This is a genomic window from Mesocryomonas fontinalis, assembly GCF_055730125.2.
On record NZ_JBUZWG020000001.1, the window covers coordinates 560,721 to 576,387 of the forward strand.

Annotated in this window: 14 protein-coding genes and 1 other RNA gene; 8 read left to right on the top strand and 7 right to left on the bottom strand. The window is 66.2% G+C overall.

What is annotated here, in order from left to right; all coding sequences use genetic code 11:
* Nucleotides 1–119 precede the first annotated feature (119 nt).
* Entirely contained in the window at nt 120–593 is a 474-nt protein-coding gene (locus ACZL02_RS02570) for a MerR family transcriptional regulator (protein ID WP_472938623.1), read from the top strand.
* A gap of 184 nt (nt 594–777) precedes the next feature.
* Here ACZL02_RS02570 and ACZL02_RS02575 read toward each other — a convergent pair whose 3' ends face one another.
* The 4 genes from ACZL02_RS02575 to ssrS form a co-directional block, all read right to left on the bottom strand.
* A complete protein-coding gene (locus tag ACZL02_RS02575; RefSeq protein WP_472938624.1) occupies nt 778–3,294 on the bottom strand; it encodes a ligase-associated DNA damage response DEXH box helicase in 2,517 nt (838 codons plus the stop codon).
* A 40-nt stretch (nt 3,295–3,334) separates the two neighbouring features.
* A complete protein-coding gene (locus ACZL02_RS02580; RefSeq protein ID WP_472938625.1) occupies nt 3,335–3,988 on the bottom strand; it encodes a YitT family protein in 654 nt (217 codons plus the stop codon).
* 61 nt (nt 3,989–4,049) lie between these two features.
* Entirely contained in the window at nt 4,050–4,640 is a 591-nt protein-coding gene (locus tag ACZL02_RS02585; RefSeq protein WP_472938626.1) for a 5-formyltetrahydrofolate cyclo-ligase, read from the bottom strand.
* A 66-nt stretch (nt 4,641–4,706) separates the two neighbouring features.
* Nucleotides 4,707–4,864, bottom strand: a non-coding RNA gene (gene ssrS / locus ACZL02_RS02590) — 6S RNA.
* A gap of 160 nt (nt 4,865–5,024) precedes the next feature.
* On the opposite strand from ssrS, the gene ACZL02_RS02595 reads away from it, so the two are divergent.
* Both ACZL02_RS02595 and ACZL02_RS02600 read left to right on the top strand, forming a co-directional pair.
* Complete coding sequence (locus ACZL02_RS02595; RefSeq protein WP_472938627.1) at nt 5,025–6,002, top strand: ABC transporter ATP-binding protein; 978 nt, start codon at nt 5,025–5,027, stop codon at nt 6,000–6,002.
* Nucleotides 5,999–6,760, top strand: coding sequence for an ABC transporter permease (locus tag ACZL02_RS02600; RefSeq protein WP_472938628.1), 762 nt, complete (start codon nt 5,999–6,001; stop codon nt 6,758–6,760). The genes ACZL02_RS02595 and ACZL02_RS02600 overlap by 4 nt, the downstream gene beginning before the upstream one ends.
* A 27-nt stretch (nt 6,761–6,787) precedes the next feature.
* On the opposite strand, the gene ACZL02_RS02605 is transcribed toward ACZL02_RS02600, so the two are convergent.
* Nucleotides 6,788–7,150 carry a cell division protein ZapA gene (locus ACZL02_RS02605; RefSeq protein ID WP_472938629.1) on the bottom strand — a complete coding sequence of 121 codons (363 nt, stop codon included), beginning with the start codon at nt 7,148–7,150 and terminating at the stop codon, nt 6,788–6,790.
* A gap of 1 nt (nt 7,151) precedes the next feature.
* The gene (locus ACZL02_RS02610; RefSeq protein WP_472933739.1) at nt 7,152–7,436 is read right to left on the bottom strand and encodes a DUF4164 domain-containing protein; all 285 of its coding nucleotides are present in this window, start codon (nt 7,434–7,436) and stop codon (nt 7,152–7,154) included.
* 398 nt (nt 7,437–7,834) lie between these two features.
* Here ACZL02_RS02610 and gap point away from each other — a divergent pair, with 398 nt between their 5' ends.
* Together gap and ACZL02_RS02620 are read left to right on the top strand one after the other, a co-directional pair.
* Entirely contained in the window at nt 7,835–8,848 is a 1,014-nt protein-coding gene (gap, locus tag ACZL02_RS02615) for a type I glyceraldehyde-3-phosphate dehydrogenase (protein ID WP_472938630.1), read from the top strand.
* Nucleotides 8,849–9,152: 304 nt separating this feature from the next.
* A complete protein-coding gene (locus ACZL02_RS02620; RefSeq protein WP_472938631.1) occupies nt 9,153–11,069 on the top strand; it encodes a potassium/proton antiporter in 1,917 nt (638 codons plus the stop codon).
* A gap of 25 nt (nt 11,070–11,094) precedes the next feature.
* Here the strand turns inward: ACZL02_RS02620 and ACZL02_RS02625 are convergent, their stop codons facing one another.
* A complete protein-coding gene (locus tag ACZL02_RS02625; RefSeq protein WP_472939093.1) occupies nt 11,095–12,105 on the bottom strand; it encodes a ligase-associated DNA damage response exonuclease in 1,011 nt (336 codons plus the stop codon).
* Nucleotides 12,106–12,271: 166 nt separating this feature from the next.
* Here ACZL02_RS02625 and ACZL02_RS02630 point away from each other — a divergent pair, with 166 nt between their 5' ends.
* From ACZL02_RS02630 to ACZL02_RS02640, 3 genes are all read left to right on the top strand, one after another.
* Nucleotides 12,272–13,192 (top strand): class I SAM-dependent DNA methyltransferase, encoded by a 921-nt coding sequence (locus tag ACZL02_RS02630; protein ID WP_472938632.1) that lies wholly within the window; start codon nt 12,272–12,274, stop codon nt 13,190–13,192.
* A 158-nt stretch (nt 13,193–13,350) separates the two neighbouring features.
* Entirely contained in the window at nt 13,351–14,172 is an 822-nt protein-coding gene (locus tag ACZL02_RS02635; RefSeq protein WP_472938633.1) for a TIGR00282 family metallophosphoesterase, read from the top strand.
* Nucleotides 14,173–14,517: 345 nt separating this feature from the next.
* Nucleotides 14,518–15,573: a TerC family protein gene (locus ACZL02_RS02640; protein ID WP_472938634.1), complete on the top strand. Its 1,056-nt coding sequence runs from the start codon at nt 14,518–14,520 to the stop codon at nt 15,571–15,573.
* Nucleotides 15,574–15,667: the final 94 nt, after the last annotated feature.

Genomic DNA, 15,667 nt, shown 5'->3' on the forward strand with positions numbered 1-15,667 from the left:
AGGCAACCTGTCTTGTAAGCGCCGCAATTGCTGAGATAGTCCCGGGGACTGCCTGATTTCCCGCCCCTATCGCTCACAGGTTCTCCCGATTCCTGTCAGTGTTTCGTTCTGGACTGCTGATGAAAAAACTGACCGAAAATGAGATGAGCGACGCTCAAGCCGTCCCTCTCGACATCGACTTTCTGCTCGGGCGCACTGTCGATGAGCAGCCCCAGAAAAGTGTTTTCAAGATCGGCGACCTCGCCCGCGAGTTTGACGTGACGCTGCGGACGCTGCGCTTTTACGAGGATCGCGGCCTGCTCAATCCCGAGCGTCGCGGCACCACGCGTCTCTATTCGCGCCGTGACCGGGCGCGCCTGCGGTTGATTTTGCTGGCGAAAACACTTGGCTTCTCGCTGACGGAAGCCAAGCAGCTGATCGAGATCTATCACGAGGCCAATGGCAAGCGCCGCCAGATGGAGACTGCGCTGAACCGGTTCGAGGAGCAGCAGGAAGTGCTTCTGGAACAGAAGGAAGAGATCGATCGGTCGCTGAAGGCGATGGACGTGGCGATCGCTTTCGTGCGCGATCAGCTTCAGGCCTCCAAGGCCTGATCGGCGCGCCGGTTGCCGGCGCGCACCACAAGACGGCATCGATCAGAAGCCGGTTAACGATTCCTGGAAATCTTAACCTGCGCTGAATGAGGCACGCTCGACGCCGAGAAACTTGCCTCGAGCGGACTTTTAGTCGCGAATTTCGGGTAACGGGCCGAGGCGAATTGTAACACAGCTTTTCAGCTCAGCTCAGCGCCCGTTCGATCATCGCCGCCTCCGCCGCGACCGACAGAAGCTCGTCCTGTGCCTCGCCAACGATGCTCTCGCGCCCGGCTTCGAGCATGATCGGGACCGCCAGCGGGGAAATCTCCGGAAGGTCCTGGTGGACGATGTGGTGCTTGATGCGCGCCAGCATGTCCGACACCCGCCCGACGTCCAGAAGCCCGCTCGCCGCATCCGCCCAGGTCGCCCGCATCAGGATGTGGTCCGGCTCGTGCTGGCGCAGCACGTCGTAGACGAGATCGGCCGAGACGGTCACCTGCCGCCCGGTCTTCTCCTGTCCGGGATGCCGGCGGTCGATCAGCCCGGCGATCACCGCACACTGCCGGAAGGTCCGCTTCAGAAGGTAGGAGTCGGCCATCCAGGCATCGAGATCGTCGCCCATCATGTCCTCGTCGAAGAGCTCGTCGAGCGAGATCTTGCCTTTCGAGATCATCCCGCCGATGTCTCCGAGCCCCCAGATCGAGATGGCGTAGTCGGTGGCGACGAAGCCGAGGGGTTTGGCCCGCGCACGCTCCAGCCGGCGCGTCAGCAGCATGCCGAGCGTCTGGTGTGCCAGCCGCCCTTCGAACGGGTAGGCGACCATAAAGAACCGCCGCCCGACCGGAAACGTCTCGATCAGCAGCTGGTCGGCGCGCGGGATGATCGATTTGCGCTTCTGGATCTTCAGCCAGTCGCCGACCTGTTCGGGCAAGGCACCCCAGCGCTCGGGATCGGCGAGGATCTGCCGGACCTTCGCCGCCAGGAAGGTCGTCAGCGGAAACTTCGAGCCGGCATAGGACGGGACCTTCGCGTCGTCGGCGACGGTCTTGGTGACCAGGCAGACGTTCTCGAGAATGCCCTCGTAGCGCAGCACCTTGCCGGCGAACAGGAAGGTATCCCCGATCGACAGCGTCTCGAGAAAACCCTCCTCGATCTTGCCGAGCACCATGCCGCCGCGGCTGTTGGTGGCGCGCGTCTTCTTGCCGATCAGCCGGACATTCAGCGACTCGGCCTCGATGATGGTCCCCGAATTCATCCGGTACTGCTGGGCGACGCGCGGGTGCGCGATGCGCCAGGTGCCGTCTTCCGCGAGCTTGATCTTGGCATAGCGCTCGTAGACCTTCAGCGCGTAGCCGCCGGTCGCGACGAAGTCGATGACACGCTCGAAGGTCTCGAGATCGAGGTCGCGGTAGGGCGCAGCCGACGTCACCTCGCGGTAGAGGTCCTCGCTGCGGAAAGGCTCGGCGCAGGCCATGCCGAGCACGTGCTGCGCGAGGACGTCGAGGCCGCCGATGCGGATCGGGGGGGTGTCCTGGTGGCCGAGATAATTGGCGTCGAGCGCTGCCTGGCACTCCATGACCTCGAAGCGGTTGGCGGGAACGAGGATCGCCTTCGACGGCTCGTCCATCCGGTGGTTGGAGCGGCCGATGCGCTGGGCGAGGCGCGAGGCACCCTTCGGCGCCCCGATGTGGACGACGAGATCGACGTCGCCCCAGTCGATGCCGAGGTCCAGCGTCGAGGTCGCGACCACGGCACGCAGCTTGTTCGCCGCCATCGCCGCCTCGACACGTCGGCGCTGGCCGACGTCGAGCGAGCCGTGATGAAGCGCGATCGGCAGCGTCTCCTCGTTGATGCGCCAGAGTTCCTGGAAGAGGTTTTCCGCCTGGTTGCGGGTGTTGACGAACAGCAGCGTCGTCCGGTGCGCCTTGATGGCCTCGTAGACCTCGGGCATCGCATAGCGCGAGGTATGCCCTTGCCAGGGCACGCGCTCATTGGATTTCAGGATGGTGATCTCCGGCCGCGCGCCGCCTTCGACGGTGATGAGGTCGGACAGCGGCGACGTCCCCGGCGACTGTGCGACAAGCCAGGCCCTCAGATCGTCCGGCTCGGCGACGGTGGCGGATAGGCCGATCGTTTGCAGATGGGGCTGCAGCATGCGCAGCCGCGCCAGCCCAAGCGACAGCAGCTCCCCGCGTTTCGAGGTGACGAGCGAATGCAGCTCGTCGAAGATGACGTAGCGCAGGTCCGAAAAGAAGCTGCGCGCGTCCTTCGAGGCGATCAGCAATGCCAGCTGCTCGGGCGTCGTCAGCAGGATGTCCGGCGGCTTCAGCTTCTGGCGCTGCCGCTTCGACTGGCTGGTATCGCCGGTGCGCGTCTCCAGCGTCACCGCGATGCCGATCTCGGCCACCGGCTTCTGCAGGTTTCGCTCGATGTCGGTGGCGAGCGCCTTCAGCGGCGAGATGTAGAGCGTATGGATGCCGCGTGAGCGCGTGCCGGGCTTCGGCTTGCCGCGCCGGGTGATGTCGACGAGCGCCGGCAGGAAGCCCGCAAGCGTCTTGCCGGCTCCCGTCGGGGCGATCAACAGCACGGAGGCGCCGGCCTCGGCCCGTTGCAGGAGGTCCAGCTGGTGCGGCCGCGGCACCCAGCCTTTCGCCGTGAACCAGGCTTGAAAAGCTTCCGGAAAATCTGCGGCGAGGGGGAGGGGGGAAGGGCTGCTCACCCGGGAAGAGGTAAGCCGGCCGCTGCGCCGCGCAAGGCGCCTACATCGCGATATAGCGGTCGGCGCGGTGATTGATCGCCAGAAAGAGGTTCAGCACGATGACGCCGAGGATGGAAAAGGCGATCGCGACGGGGTCGGCGACGGTAAAGGACAGCGCCAGCACCAGAAGGTCGATCGACAGCTGCGTCAGCCCGGCACGCCATTTGAAGCGGTCCTGCAGGTAGATCGCAAGGATCCCGACGCCGCCGAGGCTCGCCCGGTGGCGGAACAGCGCGAGCAGCCCAAAGCCCATCAGGAGGCCGCCGAGAACGGCGCCGGTCGTGCGGTCGATCGGGCCGAAGGCGAGGAGCGCGGGCTGCACCGCTGTCATCAGGGAGAGCATGGCGACGCCGATGAAGGTCTTGACGGTGAACGCCCAGCCCATGCGCTGGATGGCGAGGATGTAGAAGGGAAGGTTGATCAGGAAGAAGAGCAGGCCGAAATTCCAGCCGGTCGCATAGTGCAGGATGAAGGCGAGGCCCGCAGTGCCGCCGGTGAGGAAGCCGAGATGCGCGAGGATGGCGATGCCGAGGGCGGTCAGCACCGTGCCGGTGAAGATCGCCTGCGCGTCCTCGAGCGGCGTGTGCCGCGTCGCCGTCGCCTGCCAGTTGCCGAACAGGCCGCGCCGGCGATCGGCCTTTTCGTTGAACGGCATGGGCAGGGCTCCGGATTGCTGCAATGCAATATTTACTATTGAAGGCCGTCAGCTGCCTTCGTCAATGGCCGTGCTCTGCCGGTCTCCTGTGCATTTCGCGCTCAGTCGCCACCAGGTCGAGGCCGACGTCATGCGCCTCGACCGGCACCGCCGCGACCTCCTGTGCCGCGAAGGCAAGGCCGACGAGCAGGGGTGTGATGCCCTTGGCCCGCAGCGCCTCGATCGCCCGGTCGTAGAAGCCGCGGCCGTAGCCCATCCGGTGGCACTGTGCGTCGAAGGCCGCCATCGGCACCAGCATGATCTTGGGGTCTAGGACCGCAGCCTCCGGTCCGGGCGCGAGGGTCCCGAAACCCTGCACGACGAGGGGCGAGTCCGGCCCGAGCTCACGGAATTGCAGCTGGCCGTCGACGATCGCGGGCACGCAAATCCTTGCACCGCGATCAGCAAGCTGCCGCATCAGCGGCTGCGGATCGAGTTCGGAGCGGATCGGCAGGAAGCCGGACACGATCGTGCCCGGCGGAAACTCCAGCATGGCGGCGACGGCGTCGGCGATGGTCAGCGATGCGGCAAGCCGGTCGGCTGGATCGAGCGCGTCACGGCGTGCAAGCACCTCGCGCCGCAACGCCGCCTTTGCCTGCCTGATCGCGTCCATGCGCACTACCCCGCCCGAGACTGGTTCAGCCCGGTTGATACGGCGGCAGATCGGAGAGGGAAAGGTCGACGAGCCACATCGGCCGATGAGATGATCGATCCCGGGAACCTACAATGTAGGTGGGCGCCATATACTCCAGCCCACGGGCCGGAACAGGGACAGCTCCCTAGGGGATGCGTAAGGCCCCGAGGAAATGTTACCCCTGTCGGACCGCGCAGCTCGCCGGCCCTTGATATAGGCGGGATCGTGGAACCCCGCCAGAGCACGAAGCTCGATTTGGCGAATATCCTTGGTCGGCAAGCTGCCCCTTGTTCCCGGGCGCTTTCGACCGACTTGTAGCGTTTGACCAAGGGCCGGTGACGGCCTCTCCGAAGGATACCCCCCGTGTCAGCCATATCTCCCCAGACGAATCCGCCGCCGGCGTCGGCGGGCGCGCCGCCCATCATCAAGATTTCGGGGCTGGCGAAGACCTACAAGTCCGGCTTCCAGGCGCTGAAGAACGTCGATCTCGAAATCCGCCGCGGCGAGATCTTCGCGCTGCTCGGACCGAACGGCGCGGGCAAGACGACGCTGATCAGCATCATCTGCGGGATCGTCACCGCGAGCCACGGCACCGTGACCGCCGACGGCCACGACATCGTCCGCGACTACCGCGCCGCCCGCGCGACGATCGGCCTCGTGCCGCAGGAACTGACCACCGACGCGTTCGAGACGGTGTTCGACACCGTCACCTTCAGCCGTGGCCTGTTCGGCAAGCCGGCCAATCCCGCCTATATCCAGAAGGTGCTGAAAGAGCTGTCCCTATGGGACAAGCGCGACGCCAAGATCATGACGCTATCCGGCGGCATGAAGCGGCGGGTGCTGATCGCCAAGGCGCTGAGCCACGAGCCGGGGATCCTCTTCCTCGACGAACCGTCGGCCGGCGTCGACGTGCAGCTGCGCCAGGAGATGTGGCAGGTGGTGCGGGGGCTGCGCGACAGCGGCGTCACGGTGATCCTGACGACCCACTACATCGAGGAGGCCGAGGAGATGGCCGACCGGATCGGCGTCATCTCGCATGGCGAGATCATCCTCGTCGAGGAAACCGCCGAGCTGATGCGCAAGCTCGGCCGCAAGCAGCTGATCCTCAGCCTCCACAAGCCGCTCGCCGCGGTGCCGCAGGAACTGGCGGGCTTCGACCTGTCGCTCGCCGAGAACGGCAGCGAGCTCGTCTACACCTATGATACCCAAGGCGAGCGCACCGGCATCACGGCGCTGCTGAAGGCGCTGGCCGATGTTTCCATCAGCTTCCGCGACCTTCGGACCAAGCAGAGTTCGCTGGAGGAAATCTTCGTCAGCCTCGTCAGGGAAGAGCGGCCATGAACGTCCACGCGATCAAAGCCATCTACCTGTTCGAGATGGCGCGCGCCCGCCGGACGGTGTTCCAAAGCATCGTCGCGCCGGTGATCTCGACCTCGCTCTACTTCGTCGTGTTCGGCGCGGCGATCGGCTCGCGCATGACCGAAATCGACGGCATCAGCTACGGCGCCTTCATCGTGCCGGGCCTGATGATGCTGTCGCTGCTGACGCAGAGCATCTCCAACGCCTCGTTCGGCATCTACTTCCCGCGCTTCTCCGGCACGATCTACGAACTGCTCTCGGCCCCGATCTCCGCCATGGAGATTACCATCGCCTATGTCGGCGCGGCGGCGACGAAGTCGATCATCCTCGGCCTGATCATCCTCGCGACCGCGACGCTGTTCGTGCCGCTGCGGATCGAGCACCCGGTCTTCATGCTGCTCTTCCTGGTGCTGACGGCGGTCACGTTCAGCCTGTTCGGCTTCATCATCGGCATCTGGGCGGATGGCTTCGAGCAGCTGCAGATCGTGCCGCTGCTGGTGATCACGCCACTGACATTCCTTGGGGGAAGCTTCTACTCGATCTCGATGCTGCCGCCGTTCTGGCAGGATGTGACCATGTTCAACCCGGTAGTCTACCTGATCTCCGGCTTCCGCTGGAGCTTCTACGGCATTTCCGACGTCGCCATCGGCGTCAGCCTCGGCATGACCGTGCTGTTCATGGCGGCCTGTCTTGCCGGCATCTTCTGGATCTTCAAGACCGGATACCGCTTCAAGTCGTAGCCCGATAATAGCGACGGCGGCCGGGGATCAGGCCCGGCCGTCGATCTTCGCCGCGACGCTCTCGATCGCCGCCGCGACCTCGTTCATGTGGGCGACGAAGCGGGTCTCGCCAGCATTCAGCCCGTTGATCGCGTCGGCGCGGTCGTTGCCGGCGTCGGCGAGCGCCTGCTCGAGCGCGGCGACCTTGCGGCGCTGCTCGGCCAGCTCGTCCGTCGCCATGATCGCCGCCATGACCACCAGGCGCTGGTCGCCGATCTCGCCAAAGCTCTTGCGCAACTCGTTGACGCGGTCGTCCACCGCGGCGGCAAGGCCGGTCAGGTGATCCTCCTCGCCCTCGGCACATGCCATGCGGAAGGTCTTTCCGTCGATCGTCACCACGACTTGCGGCATCTCAGGCCTCCTTGCGGCGTTCGAGCACGCTGCGGATCGTCTCCATCGCTGCGACGAGGCGGCGCGAGACCTCGCGGTTGGCATGCTCCAGGCGTTCGGCGCGCGACAGGCAGGTGTCGAGCTCGCCGGCGAGGCGGCTGCGGTCGGCGGTCATGCGCTGCACCTCGGCCTCGGCCTCGCGCACCAGATGCTCGCGCGCCAGCTGGCCGTCCACGGCATGGCCGAGCCGCTGCAACGCCTTGTCGAGACGGCGGGACGCGGCATCGAGCGGGCTTTCTTCGGGCATGGTGTCGGCAACTCCTCAACGCCTCACGATCCGGTCCAGCGGACGATCGTAAGTGCGGTGATTCCTGCGGCATTCGGCCCCGGCTTGCAACTGTCAAAACGGCAGCCCGGCAGATCGCGGTGGAAACCAGCCGGTCCGGAAGGCGCTCGGCGAAGCGGCGCAGGCGCAGACCAGACGCGCGTCCGTGCCCGTGCCGAAGCCGATGGGAATTCGCAGCGTCGTGGCATTATCTTGCCCTGCGGGTTTACCTCGGGGGGAATATCGCTAAGAACACCGCGTGTCCGCATGCGGCCATCGCAGACGGCGCGCTCTCTTGGGGCACCCCCATGAACGCGCCGAGAACCGGCCCGCGGATGCCCCGAGACCATGGCTGGGCAGATCCTTCTGGAGGAATGACAATGGCAGTTCGCGTCGCAATCAACGGGTTTGGCCGCATCGGCCGCAACGTCCTCCGGGCGATCATCGAGTCCGGTCGCACCGACATCGAGGTCGTCGGCATCAACGACCTCGGCCCGGTCGAGACCAATGCCCACCTGATCCGCTTCGATTCGGTCCATGGCCGCTTTCCGGGCACCGTGACGGTCTCGGGCGACACGATCGACGTCGGCCGCGGCCCGATCCGCGTCTCCGCCGAGCGCGACCCGAAGAACCTGCCGTGGAAGGAACTCGGCGTCGACATCGCGCTGGAGTGCACCGGCATCTTCACCGATGCCGCCAAGGCTGCCGCCCACATCGAGGCCGGCGCCAAGAAGGTGGTCATCTCCGGCCCGCTCTCGGCCTCGCCCAACGGCGAGAAGACCATTGTCTACGGCGTCAACCACGACACGCTGGTCGCCGGCGACACGATCATCTCCAACGCCTCCTGCACGACGAACTGCCTCGCGCCCGTCGCCATGGTGCTGAACGATGCCATCGGCATCGAGACCGGCTTCATGACGACCATCCATTCCTACACCGGCGACCAGCCGACGCTGGACACGATGCACAAGGATCTCTACCGCGCCCGCGCCGCGGCGCTGTCGATGATCCCGACCTCGACCGGTGCCGCCAAGGCGATCGGCCTCGTGCTGCCGGCCCTCAAGGGCAAGCTCGACGGCTCGTCGATCCGCGTGCCGACGCCGAACGTCTCGGTGGTCGACTTCAAGTTCGTCGCCAAGCGCTCGACCACGGTCGAGGAGATCCAGGGTCTCATCCGCGCCGCCGCCGACGGCCCGCTGAAGGGCATCCTCGGCTACACCGACGCGCCGAACGTCAGCCATGACTTCAACCACGACCCGCATTCGTCGGTCTTCCACATGGACCAGACCAAGGTCATGGACGGCACCTTCGTGCGCATCCTGTCCTGGTACGACAACGAGTGGGGCTTCTCGAACCGCATGTCCGACACCGCGGTCGCCTTCTCCAAGGTCTGACCTCGGCGGGCGCGTGGCGCCCGGCGGAACATCGTGAGATCCAGAACGCCCGGGGCCGTGCTCCGGGCGTTCTGCGTTTGCCAGTCGAAGCTTCGCCTTGGTCAGACGGCCTCGCCCGAAATGCCTTGCTTCGACCATTCGGCCTTGCTGCAATGCACAGACCGCTTCGACACCGCTGTTCCGGGATCAGCCCGGCACGTCGACCCGACATCCTGAAGCCAGCCCTTTGCGTCCGATCCGGATCCGAGGGGCAGACGATCGCCGTGGCCACGCCGGGAGCCGCTGCCGACGAGAAGCGAACGCCATGCACGAATCCATGTATCTCGTGATTCTGGTCGGCACGATCCTCGTGCTCGTCGCGGCGTTCTCCAGCCTTCTCGCCTTGCGCTTCGGCGCCCCCCTGCTGCTGCTCTTCCTGTCGATCGGCCTGTTTACCGGGGTCGACGGGCTAGGACTGGAGTTCGACAATGCGCAGCTGGCCTATTTCGTCGGCTCCATCGCGCTGTCGATCATCCTGTTCGATTCAGGCTTCGGCACCGAGCTGTCCTCGTTCAAGCACGCGGCAGCACCCGCACTGACGCTGGCAACGCTCGGGGTGCCGCTGACGGCGGCGATCTTCGGCACGGCCGCGTCCTACGTGCTCGACATCCCCTGGCTGGAGGGCGTTCTGCTCGGCTCGATCGTCGGCTCGACGGACGCGGCGGCGGTGTTCTTCCTGCTGCGCATCGGCGGCATCAACATCCGCGACCGCGTGCGCTCCACGCTGGAGGTGGAATCGGGCACCAACGACCCGATGGCGATCTTCCTCACCATCGCGCTGGTCGAGATCGTCGCCAAGGGTGGGGGCGCCGAGGAGATCGGCATCGAGCTCCTCGTCCTGTTCGCCCAGCAGATGGGGCTCGGCCTGGTGTTCGGTCTCGTCGGCGGATGGATGATCCGCTTTCTCGTCAACCGGCTGAAGCTCGAGCGCGGGCTGACGCCGATCTTCACCCTTGCGCTGTCTTTCCTGGTCTTTTCCGTCACCGGGGCGCTCGATGGGTCGGGGTTCCTGGCGGTCTATGTCGCCGGGCTCTATGCGGGCAACAGCAACATCCGCTCGCACGCCTCGCTGAAGCAGTTCCAGGACGGCATGACCTGGCTCGCGCAGATCATCATGTTCCTGGTGCTGGGCCTTCTCGCCACGCCGTCGCAGTTCCCCTCGATCGCGCTGCCGGCCATAGGGCTCGCCGCGTTCCTGATCTTCGTCGCGCGGCCGGTCGCGGTGTGGTTCTCGATGCTGCCGTTCGACTTCAACAGCCGCGAGACCGCCTTCATCTCCTGGGTCGGCCTGCGCGGCTCGGTGTCGATCCTTCTCGCCATCCTGCCGCTGCTGGGCGGCATCGACGAGAACCGGGTCCTGTTCAACGTCGGCTTTATCATCGTCCTGGCCTCGCTGCTGGTGCAGGGCTGGACCATCGGCTTCGTCGCGACCAAGCTTGGCCTGATCGTGCCGCCGCGGATCGGCCCGGTCGAGAAGGTCGAGCTGGAACTGCCGGGCACCGCGCACCACGAGCTTCTGTCCTACAAGGTCGTCGCCGGTAGTCCCGTCGCTCGCGGCGAGCGGGTGCCGCGCTGGGCGCGGCCGTCGCTGGTGATCCGCGACGGCAAGTCGATGCGCTACCAATATGCCGGGCGGCTTCGGGAGGGAGACTACGTCTACCTCTTCATCTCGCCGCGCTATCCCCGCCTGCTCGACCGGCTGTTCGCCCACTCGCTGGCGGTCGGCGAGGACGATGCGGAGTTCTTTGGCGAGTTCACCGTCGACCCCGCCAAGCCTGCGAAGTTCCTCGATGCCGCCTACGGGATCGGGCTCCTGCCGGAAGCTGCCGAGAAGACCATCGCCGAACTGATGACCGAGCAGCTCGGTGGCCGTGCCGAATACGGCGACCGGGTGCCGATGGGGCCGGTGGAACTCATCGTCAGGGATACCGACGGCCTCGGCAACATCGTCGATGTCGGGCTCTCGCTGGAGCCGGAAGGCGGCCGCCCGCGCATCCCGATCTTCCTCAACATCCGCGACATCGTGCGGATCGCGAAGGCCGGACTGGCGGCCCGCCGCGCCCGGCGCGAGGCCCGCGCGGCCGATCGCCTGGATGCGCTGGCGCTGGCCGAGCGCGAAGCCGAAGCCGAGGCTCAGATGGCCGAAAGTACAGCTACTGCCGAGCCGCCGGGACGCGCCTGATCGCGTACTTGCCGGCGTGGCACGCTCAGTCGCCTTCGTCCTCGTAGCCGACGAGGTGCAGCGGCTTGGCGGCGATCCCCTGCAGCGCGCACCAGCGCACCAGCGCCTCCTCGCGGCCATGGGTCACCCAGACCTCGGACGGAGCGATCTCGGTGATGGTCTCGGTCAGCTCGTCCCAGTCGCAGTGATCGGAGATGATCAGCGGCAGCTCGACGCCGCGCTGCCGGGCGCGCTGGCGAACCCGCATCCAGCCGGAGGCGAAGCACGAGACCGGATCGGGAAACCGCCGCGCCCACCGATCGGCGAAGGCCGAGGGCGGGCCGACGACGATCGCTCCGGCGAAGTCGCCCTTCTTCGCCGTCTCGGATGTGGCGGGAAGCAGCTCGCCAAGCGCGATGCCCTGGCTCTCGTAATAGTCGCAGAGCTTCTTCAGCGCGCCATGAATATAGATCGGCGCGTCGTAGCCCTCGTCGCGCAGCAGCCGGATCACCCGCTGCGCCTTGCCGAGCGCGTAGGCGCCGACGAGGTGGGCGCGCTCCGGAAACTGCCGGGTCGACTGGATCAGCTTGCGGATTTCCTCGCGGCCGGACGGATGCCGAAACACCGGCAGGCCGAACGTCGCCTCGGTGATGAAGACGTCGCAGGTGACCGGCACGAAATCCTCGCAGGTCGGATCGCTCCGCCGCTTGTAGTCGCCGGAGGCGACGATCGCGAGGCCGTCCTTCTCGACCCGGATCTGCGCCGAGCCGAGCACATGTCCGGCGGGATGGTAGGAGATGCCGACGCCGTTGACCTCGATGCGCTCGCCGAGCTCGGCCGCCTGGCGCTCGACGGCGAAATCCTCGCCGTAGCGGATCGCCATGATCTCCAGGGTCTGCCGCGTCGCCAGGACCTTGGTGTTGCCCGGCCGGGCATGGTCGGCGTGGCCATGCGTGATCAGCGCGCGCTCCACCGGCTTCACCGGATCGATGTAGAAATCGCCGGGCGGGCAGTAGAGGCCGTTGGGCGTCGGGCGGAGGAGATCTTCGGAGCGCATCATCTAGAAGCCAGATAGCGCGGCTGGGCGCGGGAGCCAGATCGCGCGGCCGGGCGCGGGAGAAGGCGCAAGCCGCTCTGCCCTTGGAGGAAGGCACTCCCCTTGCCGGAAGGCGGAATGCGGCGCATGCAGCAGCCATCGCTGCCTCCGGCAAAAAGCAATTCCCATGATCCAGGATTTAAACGGTTCCTGCGAGCCTCTCGCCGACCGGCGTGCCGACTATGCCGCAGAGCTGGCGGGGGAGGGCGCGTTCGCCGCAGCTGCCGATCTGATGCGCCAGGCGCTCGACCTCGCGCCCCGGTGGGCCGCCGGCTGGGTCGTGCTCGGCGGGTTCCTAGAGAAGGCGGGCGATGTCGAGGCAGCCCTCGACGCCTATCGCCTTGCTGCGTCGCTCGATGCCCTCGACGGCCACGGCGCGCGGTTGAAGCTCGCCGCCCTTGGCGCTGCGCCCGTGCCGGAAACCGCCTCGCCGGCCTTCGTCCGCGGCCTGTTCGACCAGTATGCCGATCGGTTCGAGACCTCGCTGGTCGACCGGCTCGGCTATGGCGCGCCCTTGCAACTGATGATCGCTGTCGAGGCGGTGGTCGGCGCCGACCACCGCTTTGCCGAGGTGCTCGACCTCGGCTGCGGCACGGGCCTGTTGGGCGAGCGCCTGCGGGCCTCGGTCGACCGTCTGACCGGTGTCGACCTGTCCGGCGGCATGCTCGAGAAGGCCCGGCGCAAGAAAGTCTACGATGCGCTGGTGTGCGCCGACATCGTCGCCTTCGATCCCGGCGGCCGGCTCTTCGACCTCGTCACCGCGGCGGACGTCTTGATCTATATCGGCGAGCTCGCGCCGCTCCTCGTCCGGATCGCCGCCTTGCTGCAGCCCGCGGGCCTCTTCGCCTTCTCGATCGAAACCTCTGAAGGCACTGAGCCCTACGTGCTCGGCGCGTCGCTCCGCTATGCCCATTCGCCGGCATCGGTCGAAGCCTTGCTGATCGCCAACGGGATGCGGGTGCTCGGCCGGAAAACGGTGGTGCTGCGTCAGGACCGCGGACTGCCGGTCGCCGGCATGATCTTCGTCGCCGGGGCAAGCGGCGCGTAATCGCCCTCCTGCACGCTGCCGCGAGGCAGCGCCCGTCTTGCTGGACCTCGTCATGCCCTGCGTGTTACCCGCCGCAGCCAGGAATGACCTGTTCCCATCAGCCGCAGCGGCCCTTCTTCGTGGTCGCGGGCCTCCAACCCAGTACAGAAGGCCGCGCCATGCGTTTTCTCTTTCTCGGCGACATGGTCGGCCGCTCCGGCCGCACGGCGGTCTACCAGAAGCTGCCCGGTCTGATTGCCGACCTGAAGCTCGACTTCGTCGTCGTCAACGGCGAGAACGCCGCCGGCGGCTTCGGCATCACCGAGGAGATCTTCGAGGAAACCCGCCGCGCCGGCGCCGACGTGATGACCACCGGCAACCATGTCTGGGACCAGCGCGAGGCGCTGGAGTTCTCGACCCGGCACGACCGGTTCCTGCGGCCCGCCAACTATCCCAAAGGCGCGCCCGGCAACGGCTCCGGCCTGTTCGAGGCTCGCAACGGCGCCCGCGTGCTCGTCGCCAACGTCATGGGCCGCGTCTTCATGCACCCCGAGCTCGACGAGCCCTTCCGCTGCGCCGGCGACATCGTCGCCGCGTGTCCGCTCGGCGAGCAGGCGGACGCCATCATCTTCGACTTCCATGCCGAGGCGACCAGCGAGAAGCAGTGTTTTGGCCATTTCCTCGACGGACGGGTCAGCTTGGTCGTCGGCACCCATACCCATGTGCCGACCGCCGATCACCAGATCCTGCCGGGCGGCACCGCCTACCAGTCGGATGCCGGCATGTGCGGCGACTACGATTCGTCGCTCGGCATGGAGAAGGAGGAGCCGCTGAACCGCTTCCTCACCAAGATCCCACGCGGGCGCTTCGATGCGGCGCAAGGGCCCGCGACGATCGCCGGCCTGGCCGTCGAGATTTCCGACAGGACCGGCCTTGCCGAAAAGGTCGCGCCGCTGCGCATCGGTCCCCGGCTGGAAGAGACGATCCCCAGCTTCTGGTGATGGAATTGCTGGCCGCCGGTGACGAGTTCACCAGTCTCCCGTGGCGGGATTACCAACCGCCGGTGACGGGATCACCAGCTTCTGATGGCCGGTTCATCCGTCTCTGGTGACGAAATGTCGCAATGGCGGCTTGCGGCACATTGCGCTTCCCGAATCCATCGCCATCTGTCGATTGCCGGGCGCCATGAGGGCTCCGGTCTCGGGACGTGGGAAGAGCGTTATCCGCCGGCAGCAGCCTTGCCGCCGGTCGACAACACCCTCCAGTCGTCTCGCTGACAGCCGCGGCCCCGCGCTGCGAACGAAGAGACGCCCTGATCCGGATGATCGGGCGCCAAGGAGAATGTGTTGGAGCAGCCGATATCGACCGCAGCGGCGGAAACCGCGCTAACCGGAATCTCGCCGGACACGGTGCCCACCTGGGTGTGGCTTGCGACGGTCGGCGCAATCGGCGCCCTCTTCGTCTTCGACTTCCTGACCCATGTGCGCAAGCCGCATGAGCCGAGCTTCAAGGAAGCGGCGCTCTGGTCGACCTTCTATGTCGGCATCGCCTTGCTGTTCGGCTGGGGCGTCTGGGTGTACTGGGACCGCCAGCACGGCATCGAGTATTTCGCGGGCTTCGTGACCGAGAAGTCGCTGTCGGTCGACAACCTCTTCGTCTTCGTCATCATCATGAAGAGCTTCGCCGTCCCGGCCGCCTATCAGCAGAAGGCACTGCTGATCGGCATCGTGATCGCGCTGGTCATGCGCGGCATCTTCATCGCCCTCGGCGCCGCGGCGATCGAGCAGTTCTCCTGGGTGTTCTACATCTTCGGCATCTTCCTGATCTGGACGGCGTGGAAGCTCGCCTCCGAGAGCCTGAAGCATGGCGCCAAGTCGACGGACGAGGAGTACGAACCGAACGCGATCGTCAAATACGTCCAGCGCCATCTGCCGACCGTGCCGGACTTCCGCGGCAATGCGCTGACCGTCATCGAGAACGGCAAGCGCTTCTTCACGCCGATGTTCATCGTGATCCTGGCGCTCGGCATGACCGATCTCCTGTTCGCGTTGGACTCGATCCCGGCGATCTATGGCCTGACCGATGCGCCCTATATCGTCTTCACCGCCAACGCCTTCGCCCTGCTCGGCCTCCTGCAGCTCTACTTCCTGCTCGGTGGCCTGCTCGACAGGTTGGTCTATCTCGGCATCGGCCTGTCGCTGATCCTCGCCTTCATCGGCGTCAAGCTGATCATCCACGCGATGGAGGCGAACACCTTGCCGTTCATCAACGGGGGTGAGGGGATCGCGGGCCTGCCGCACATCGAGACGAGCTTCTCGCTTTCGGTCATCGTCGGCATCCTGGTGATCACGACGGTAGCAAGCCTCCTCAAGAGCCGTTCGGACTCCCGCAAGGGCAGCTGAGCATCTTGAGCACATAAGACAAAGACGAGGGGAGCCGGCGCGAGCCGGCTTCTTTCGTTTCCGCCGTACCCTCGGGCGGAAACCGCCACGCGCT

Bases quoted from the DNA above. Each gene is read 5' to 3' on its own strand.
- ACZL02_RS02570 (WP_472938623.1), top strand. From the start codon at position 120: ATGAAAAAACTGACCGAAAATGAGATGAGCGACGCTCAAGCCGTCCCT.
- ACZL02_RS02580 (WP_472938625.1), bottom strand. From the start codon at position 3,988: ATGCCGTTCAACGAAAAGGCCGATCGCCGGCGCGGCCTGTTCGGCAAC.
- ACZL02_RS02585 (WP_472938626.1), bottom strand. From the start codon at position 4,640: ATGGACGCGATCAGGCAGGCAAAGGCGGCGTTGCGGCGCGAGGTGCTT.
- ACZL02_RS02600 (WP_472938628.1), top strand. From the start codon at position 5,999: ATGAACGTCCACGCGATCAAAGCCATCTACCTGTTCGAGATGGCGCGC.
- ACZL02_RS02605 (WP_472938629.1), bottom strand. From the start codon at position 7,150: ATGCCGCAAGTCGTGGTGACGATCGACGGAAAGACCTTCCGCATGGCA.
- ACZL02_RS02610 (WP_472933739.1), bottom strand. From the start codon at position 7,436: ATGCCCGAAGAAAGCCCGCTCGATGCCGCGTCCCGCCGTCTCGACAAG.
- gap (WP_472938630.1), top strand. From the start codon at position 7,835: ATGGCAGTTCGCGTCGCAATCAACGGGTTTGGCCGCATCGGCCGCAAC.
- ACZL02_RS02620 (WP_472938631.1), top strand. From the start codon at position 9,153: ATGCACGAATCCATGTATCTCGTGATTCTGGTCGGCACGATCCTCGTG.
- ACZL02_RS02625 (WP_472939093.1), bottom strand. From the start codon at position 12,105: ATGCGCTCCGAAGATCTCCTCCGCCCGACGCCCAACGGCCTCTACTGC.
- ACZL02_RS02630 (WP_472938632.1), top strand. From the start codon at position 12,272: ATGATCCAGGATTTAAACGGTTCCTGCGAGCCTCTCGCCGACCGGCGT.
- ACZL02_RS02635 (WP_472938633.1), top strand. From the start codon at position 13,351: ATGCGTTTTCTCTTTCTCGGCGACATGGTCGGCCGCTCCGGCCGCACG.